At 46.0% G+C, this 7,531-nt stretch carries 8 protein-coding genes; 4 read left to right on the top strand and 4 right to left on the bottom strand.

From position 1 onward, the window contains the following. Positions 1–448: RNA-guided endonuclease InsQ/TnpB family protein (locus tag RIC07_RS04450; RefSeq protein ID WP_446393456.1), on the top strand; the 448-nt coding region annotated here is incomplete at its 5' end. Between the two features lie 63 nt (positions 449–511). Further along, positions 512–1,354 carry an alpha/beta fold hydrolase gene (locus tag RIC07_RS04445; RefSeq protein ID WP_446379733.1) on the top strand — a complete coding sequence of 281 codons (843 nt, stop codon included), beginning with the start codon at positions 512–514 and terminating at the stop codon, positions 1,352–1,354. Here RIC07_RS04445 and RIC07_RS04440 read toward each other — a convergent pair. The 4 genes from RIC07_RS04440 to RIC07_RS04425 form a co-directional block, all read right to left on the bottom strand. Next, a complete protein-coding gene (locus tag RIC07_RS04440; RefSeq protein ID WP_446393455.1) occupies positions 1,343–1,948 on the bottom strand; it encodes a Uma2 family endonuclease in 606 nt (201 codons plus the stop codon). The genes RIC07_RS04445 and RIC07_RS04440 overlap by 12 nt on opposite strands. 296 nt (positions 1,949–2,244) lie before the next feature. Beyond that, positions 2,245–4,890: a tetratricopeptide repeat protein gene (locus tag RIC07_RS04435; RefSeq protein WP_446393454.1), complete on the bottom strand. Its 2,646-nt coding sequence runs from the start codon at positions 4,888–4,890 to the stop codon at positions 2,245–2,247. A gap of 143 nt (positions 4,891–5,033) precedes the next feature. Then, positions 5,034–6,035, bottom strand: a complete 1,002-nt coding sequence (locus RIC07_RS04430; RefSeq protein ID WP_446393453.1) for a caspase family protein — start codon at positions 6,033–6,035, stop codon at positions 5,034–5,036. 73 nt (positions 6,036–6,108) lie between these two features. Next, a complete protein-coding gene (locus RIC07_RS04425; protein ID WP_446393452.1) occupies positions 6,109–6,753 on the bottom strand; it encodes a type I restriction endonuclease in 645 nt (214 codons plus the stop codon). A 206-nt stretch (positions 6,754–6,959) separates the two neighbouring features. On the opposite strand from RIC07_RS04425, the gene RIC07_RS04420 reads away from it, so the two are divergent. After that, positions 6,960–7,205, top strand: coding sequence for a UPF0175 family protein (locus RIC07_RS04420; protein ID WP_446393451.1), 246 nt, complete (start codon positions 6,960–6,962; stop codon positions 7,203–7,205). Continuing rightward, a complete protein-coding gene (locus tag RIC07_RS04415; RefSeq protein WP_446393450.1) occupies positions 7,202–7,333 on the top strand; it encodes a hypothetical protein in 132 nt (43 codons plus the stop codon). The genes RIC07_RS04420 and RIC07_RS04415 overlap by 4 nt, the downstream gene beginning before the upstream one ends. Positions 7,334–7,531 lie beyond the last annotated feature (198 nt).

Raw genomic sequence — 7,531 nt, 5'->3', positions numbered from 1 at the left:
GCGTAAAGATTTTGCGGTTAAGCTAGCAAGATGCGTAATGAAATCTAACGATTTCGTGGCGATTGAGGACTTAAATGTTCGAGGACTGGTTAAGAACCATAGATTAGCCAAGTCAATATCAGATGCTGGTTGGACAATATTTCGCGAATGGCTGGAATACTTTGCCAACCTATTTGGTAGAGAATTGGTAGCAATAAACCCTAGCTTCACTTCGCAAGATTGCTCTTGCTGCGGCGCTAGGGTTAAGAAGTCTTTGAGTACCCGTACTCATGTTTGTAGCTGCGGCACTGTCCTTGATAGGGACTCGAATGCTGCCATAAATATTCTAATCAAGGCTAAGACTAGCGTAGGGCATACGCGAATCTCCCAGAAATACTGGGTAAACGCTTCTGGACAGTTAGCCCTCTGGAGTATTGATTCTCATCAATACTCTAAGGTTTCTGGATGAAAGAAGAATCCCTCGTCTCAGGCGAGGGAGTGTCAACAGTGGTGGTATCAAAACGAATCAAGAATGCCTCTAGTTAACGTTCGCGGCGTCGATCATTACTACGAGTGGATTGCTACGTCCCAGCCCTTGGATGATAAGCCTGTCATGGTGTTTATTCATGGGTGGGGCGGTTCTGCTCGGTATTGGCAAAGTACGGCTGAAGCGCTGTCGGATCAGTTTAATTGTTTGCTTTACGATTTGCGCGGATTTGGGCGATCGCGACTTCCCGCAGAACCGGTTGGGTTACTCTATGAAATGGAGGACTATGCCGAAGATTTGGCGATATTGTTAGAGAAACTCGCCCTCAAGCGCGTCTATATTAATGCTCATTCCCTGGGCGCGTCTGTGGCGACAATGTTTCTCAACCGCTATCCGGAGCAAGTGGAACGGGCTATTTTAACTTGTAGCGGTATTTTTGAATACGAGGAAAAATCCTTTGCCGCGTTTCATAAATTTGGCGGTTATGTGGTGAAATACCGCCCCCGCTGGTTTTTACGCATTCCCTTTGCCGGGGCGTTGTTTATGGCGCGATTTTTGCATCGTCCCCTACCGGATACCATAAGTCGGGCATTTTTAGAAGATTTTATCATAGCGGATTATGATGCTGCATTGGGGACGATGTTAACGTCGGTGAGTAAGTATGCGGCGGAGGTAATGCCATCGGAATTTGCCCAGTTAACGGTACCAACGTTATTAGTGGCGGGGGAATATGATCAGATTATCCCCTCTGTGTTGGGACAACGGGCAGCCGCGTTGAGTGAAAAGGTGGAGTATTGGGAAATCCCCGATACGGCTCATTTCCCGATGTTGGAAGCCCCTGATGTTTATCTTCAAGGGGTGCGGCAATTTTTAAAGTTAAGCCGATGACGATTTCAGGGCGTTGCGAAACTCTTTCGCTGCTTCCAACCGAGAAGTCTGAGCCATCAACACGCAACGGGTGAGCAGGTCAATACTCAGCGTTGCCAGTTCGGGAATTTCGCTGTGGATAATTTTTTCGTACTGATTATTCCGTAGGCGATAGAGGCTAAATAAACCATCTTGCCAAAACCAGACTTCTGGTACTCCTAATGCCTGATATCGCTTCAGTTTGTTCGTATCCCCACTGGTGACTACAACTTCGATAACGAGATCAGGAATGGGTTTGGATGAACCAAAACAGTAAGATTCATCGGCTTGAGCAGAAACGACTCCTTCTCGCTCTTGAATCATCGCACCCGTGGGTTCAAATTCAATGGCGTTTTCTAGGCAAAATAACCCGATTAAAAAGCCAATGAGCCGACTAAACATTTCATGTTCGCGTCCCGGCATAATAATTTCAATCGTGCTGTTATAGTAAGCCAGTCGAATACCCGGAGAGCTGGCAAAACCAGCCTGAATTAGCTTGAACTGTTCCCAGGTAATGCTGGAATACACAATACGTTGATCAGTGGAAGGTGGAGTAAGTTGGGGAGCTTGGGTCATAGACGTACTATCACCGGGCGAACATGGCATTATTTTATGATAACCAAGGAAGGATGTTGGACTGGAATAGAAACCTGCGATCGCACTTCAATCACTCCATTGGTGAACCTGTAGGGTGCGTTAACGAAGTAACGCACCGAACCAACCATCAGAACTCCTAGGGTATGTTAACGAAGAACCCCTTTTTTGCCCTGGCGACTAGAAGTCGCAGCTACACAAACAAAGTCCGCCTGCGCGGACTAGCTTACTCCCTTCCCACTATAAGATTAGGTACTGTTAAGGGCTGAAATACCTATTCAGGGAGAATGGCGTAATCTATCGCGCAGGAGTTGCAGATTCTTACGGAAAGTGACAGTATTGGGATGATTAGAGCCTAACGTGCGATCGACAATGGCTAAAGCCTCTAGATACAGAGGTTCAGCTTCCTCGTAGCGTCCTTGAGAATAGTAGAGTCCTGCTAAATCATTCAGGCTAGTAGCAACATCGGGATGATTTTCTCCCAGCAGGCGTTTTTTCATGGCTAAAGCTTCTAGAAAAATAGATTCAGCTTCCTGGTAGCGTCCTTGAGAATGGTAGAGTTTTGCTAAATTATTCAAGCTAGTAGCAACAGAAGGATGATTGTCTCCCAGCAGGCGTTTTCTCAGTGCTAAAGCGTCTAGATAAAGAGGTTCAGCTTCCTCATAGCGTCCTTGAGATTTGTAAAGTGCTGCTAAATTATGCAGGCTAGTAGCAACATGAGGATGATTTTCTCCCAGCAGGCGTTTTGTTAGTGCTAAAGCTTCTAGAAAAAGAGGTTCAGCTTCCTCGTAGCGTCCTTGAGATTTGTAAAGTGCTGCTAAATTATTCAGACTAGAAGCAACATCGGGATGATTATCTCCCAGCAGGCGTTTTCTCAGGGCTAAAGCTTCTAGAAAAAGAGGTTCAGCTTCCTCGTAGCGTCCTTGAGAATCGTAGAGAAATGCTAAATTATTCAGGCTAGTAGCAACAGAGGGATGACTTTCTCCCAGCAGGCGTTTTCTCAGGGCTAAAGCCTCTAGGCAAAGAGATGCAGCTTCCTCGTAGCGTCCTTGAGAATCGTAGAGAAATGCTAAACCACTCAGGCTAGTAGCAACATCGGGATGATTTTCTCCCAGCAGGCGTTGTTTCAGTGCTAAAGCCTCTAGGCAAAGAGATGCAGCTTCCTGGTAGCGTCCTTGAGAATAGTAGAGAAATGCTAAATTATTCAGGCTTTGTGCGATATCTGGATGATTATCTCCCAGCAGGCATTTCCTCAGTGCTAAAGCATCTAGAAAAAGAGGTTCAGCTTCCTGGTAGCGTCCTTGAGATTTGTAGAGTCCTGCTAAATTATTCAGGCTAGCAGCAACATGGGGATGATTGTCTCCCAAACGTTGGCGAATGACTGATACACAATCCTTACACCAAGGTTCAGCTTGATTATAGAGTCCTTGACCTTTATAAAAACAAACCAAACCAACAAAAGGCACAATTAAATCATTATCTATCAACCAGTCTTGTTGACTCGTCGCTGCTTCTGCAAGATGAGGAATAACCGGATTGACTGCTTTAATCTCTGCCAATGTCGGCGTCTCTGGAATTCCCTTAGCTTCCCCTACCATCACCCGACAAAATTCCCGCTTCAACTTATCCGCTATCTCTGACGCTTCCCGCTTACTGATCAAAAATTCCCGAATCAGCGGATGTAATTGATACAACTCCTTCCCTTGACGCTGCACTAAATGCAGATTCACCAACCCATAATCCCTAATTTCCTCCAACTCCTCCTCATCCATCTCCGCCAAACACGCCTCCACCAATCGCCAGGGAATTGGCGTAGCCGCAAATAAACTTAACCCTATCCCCAATTCCCGCGCCGACTCATCTAATTCTTGCCAACTCAACTCAAACGCATCTCTTACCCCCAATTGCGCTGTCATATCATCCTCTGACTTCGGCTTTTTCAGCGCTAACTGTTCCAACCGTTTCGCCTGCAACCGAGATAACATTTCCTGTAACGATAAATCCGGTTTTCGCCGCAAATATCGCCCCACCAATTCCAAACCTAAAGGCAAATATCCCAACCAGCGACAGAGTTTTCGCCCTTCCCAGGGTTCCTGTTGCAGCCGTTCTCGTCCAATCAGTGATTCTAACAACGCCAGTGCTGCTCTCGGTTTCAGCACATCCAGGGGTAACTGACGAATCGACGCCCCCAAATCTAACCGCGTCGTGATGAGCATCCTAAACCGAGAAGCATCCGAGGGCAAATACTGCCGCACCTGCTGATAATCGGTGACATCATCAATAATAATCAGCACCTGTCCCGGCGGTTCCCAATTTCGCCAGCAGTACGCCACCTGAAGCGGTAACTCTAACCCGTCTGGAATCGATAAAGGTAAATAAGTTCTGGCAAATTGGACTATCTGAATCCCTAAATCCACACCTCGCCCATCCAACCAGCACACCCCACCCTCATACACTGATTCCGGCGGAACATTTTCCCGATGGGAATAGCGCCTAGCATATTGCAGCGCCAATTCCGTTTTCCCCACACCTCCCATCCCCGCCACCGCAGAAATGGCAACCTGCTGATTATCCTGTAACTGTTGATGTAGCGTAGCCAGGGCGGTTTCTCGTCCGACAAACTGAAGCACACCACTGAGGGGAAGATTCTGAGGAATGCCTGTGGGTTGAGGCTGAAGCTCTGATACTATCTCTTGTAAGATTGCCTTAATCGTCTCGGCATCAGCACCATAATAGGTAGGATTAATTTGAATATCCCCAGCCTGACCAATGTGACCGATATTAATATTGTGATCTCCTTCTTGCGCCACAATCTGGTCACCGCGAACAATCACCGCATCCCGCAGCGCGACAATATCGGCTTCAGTGTAGGAATGGGTAGCGACTCGATTAAGAATAGCCTGTAATTGCTCAATCTTAGTCATCAGAACTCGTAGAACCCGTAGAACCGTAGAACCGTAGGGTGCGTTACGCTGTCGCTAACGCACCCTACGATTTTGCGATTTTGCGATTTTGCGATTTTGCGATTTTGCGATTTTGCGATTTTGCGATTTTACGATTCTACGAATTACGAACTCTTCTCTATCTTAATCTCTCCTGCACGGGCAATATTCCCGAAATTTACATTACCTGAACCCGAACTATCAACGGTTTGAGTTCCTGACGCTATAGCAACATCTCTACCTGCGATAACTCTCCCCATTGTCTCAGCCACATCCGCTTCTACCGCTTCCCATCCATTCTCCGGTAAACCCTTCCCTCCCCGCAATAATGACACCGCAAAATCCTCGGTGGCTAAATCAAAGAAAGGGATTTGTTCTTGCTGATACTCCTGCTGCACCGTTTCGGGAACCGCCTTCCCCAGATAATTCATTAAATTTGACACCCGCACCACTGTATCTCCCGGTTGATTTCCCGCCCCTTGCAGCGCTTCGATTAAATGATAGGTGTAGACACTCATCGCCCCATCCCCACGAATCCAAGACGACTGTGTGCCTCTCGACGACGTAAAAACTACCCGCCCTTCCCCCTGTTTCAGTTCCTCAATAAACTGTTTCGGTAACGCCGTCTGTGTAAAATGTGTGGGCAGTTTAATTGGTACAATTTTATCCTTTGCTGTCGCCATTCCTTGAGCATGACAACTATCAATAATCACCAGCAATCGTTTGGCAGAAATCTGGCGTAGTGCTTCCGTAAAGGCTTGAGCCGACACCGCCGAATCTGGGATATCCACGGCTTCAATATCATGTTGAATTAAGTAGTATTCACCCGTCGATTGATCCAGCCACCCATGACCAGAATAATAGATAATAATTGTCGCCTCAGTATCCGCCGCCGCTTGTTCTTTCAGCCAGGTTAATCCATCAACTATTGCCTGACGGGTTGCCCCAGCATCATACAATAAACGGATATGCTGTTCATCATTCAGATACCCACAAAGATTCGCGTCAGTGAGAATCGACTGAATGGCGTGCATATCCTTTACTGTCACCGGGAGTGACCATTTCGGGTAAGCGGATTCACCTACACCAATGAGTAAAGCGTAACCATGAGAGAATGTATTGGTCATTGATTAGTCGTTGAAGTACCTGGATATTCCATTTATTTACAGTTTAAAAGAGATTATCGCCAAAGGAACGGTTTTATGTCTCAATGGCTTGACCAATACGCTTTAAAATTCTCAGCACATCATACAGACGATTGCGTAACGGTACAGGCGAAAATATATCCGAAACATCATATTGCGGCGTACCTTGTTGAGATGCCTTCACAAACATAATCTCATTCCCGTTTGTTACCATGCCAAATACGGCTTTATCCGACTGGGGATTTGCCATCATATAGGCTAGGGTTTGAGGAATGGCTGACATCACCGAAATCGTTGTCCGTTTTGACTCCAACAGCGTTACCCAAAACCGATTTTGCACGACTAATATATCAATTCGACCCCGTAAGGTTTCAATCTCTTTATCTTCTTCATCTAAAACAATCTCAACTGATGCCTCGCCCCGCATTTTGAAAGGAGGATCGTAAAAATTTGCTTTTTCTAATAACGGCGAACCCAGCAACAGCGTTACCGTTCCTTCAGTGAGATGTCCATCGGTTAGATGATAAAGGTATCGGCGTCGAATTAAATCCAGAGATTCTTGTTCCACATCGTTAATCTCTGGCAAATCCTCATACCATTCGGTGAAAAATTGCTCATCTTCCGTGCGCCGGAGATGAAAGCGATTTTCTACATCGGCTAAGGTTTTAATTGCATCAGTAATGGCTCGTTGTTGTACCATGTTTTAACGAATTGACTCCATCTCCCAAGGATAGCAAAAGGCAAAAGTCACTTGTGGGGGTGGATGCGAGCCACTAACGTAATCACAATCATCTAAAATCTAGATAAAGCAGTGCTGGCGATCGCAGGGTTCGGTTGCCGGAACAAGATTAGGTTAAGTATCACTTTTTCAACCCATACTCACATAGCGGCGAGGAGAGTGAATCAATGAGTTTAGTGATTCCCGATGATTTTCTGCAAGTGGCACATATATCTGAAGCGGATCTTAAGTTAGAAATTGCTATCTTGCTCTTTCGGCAGGAAAAGATTACGCTGGGTACAGCGAGTCAATTTGTGGGGATGAATCAACTCGAATTTCAGCGAATTTTAGGTCGCCGCCAAATTCCGATTCATTATGGTGTTGAGGACTTTAGGCAAGATTTGAGAAGCTTAGAGGCAAACGACTGGCGATGATTGTTGTCAGTAATACCTCGCCCATGTTTTATCTTTCTACTATTGGTCAGCTTGATTTGCTGCGTCAACTCTACAATGAAGTCGCGATTCCCATAACAGCTAGTGTTGGTGCGTTACGCTGTCGCTAACGCACCCTACAATCTACAATTTTACTTAAAAACGGTGCGTTACGCTTCGCTAACGCACCCTACAATCTACAATTTTACTTAAAAACGGTGCGTTACGCTGTCGCTAACGCACCCTACAATCTACAATTTTACTTAAAAACGGTGCGTTACGCTGTCGCTAACGCACCCTACAATTAAGGTAGAATTAAGGTGGAATTA

It is taken from the genome of Coleofasciculus sp. E1-EBD-02 (assembly GCF_040218245.1).
Lineage (GTDB): Bacteria > Cyanobacteriota > Cyanobacteriia > Cyanobacteriales > Coleofasciculaceae > Coleofasciculus.
The sequence above is the reverse complement of the archived record's forward strand: the minus strand, read 5'-3'. Positions and strand labels throughout refer to the sequence as shown.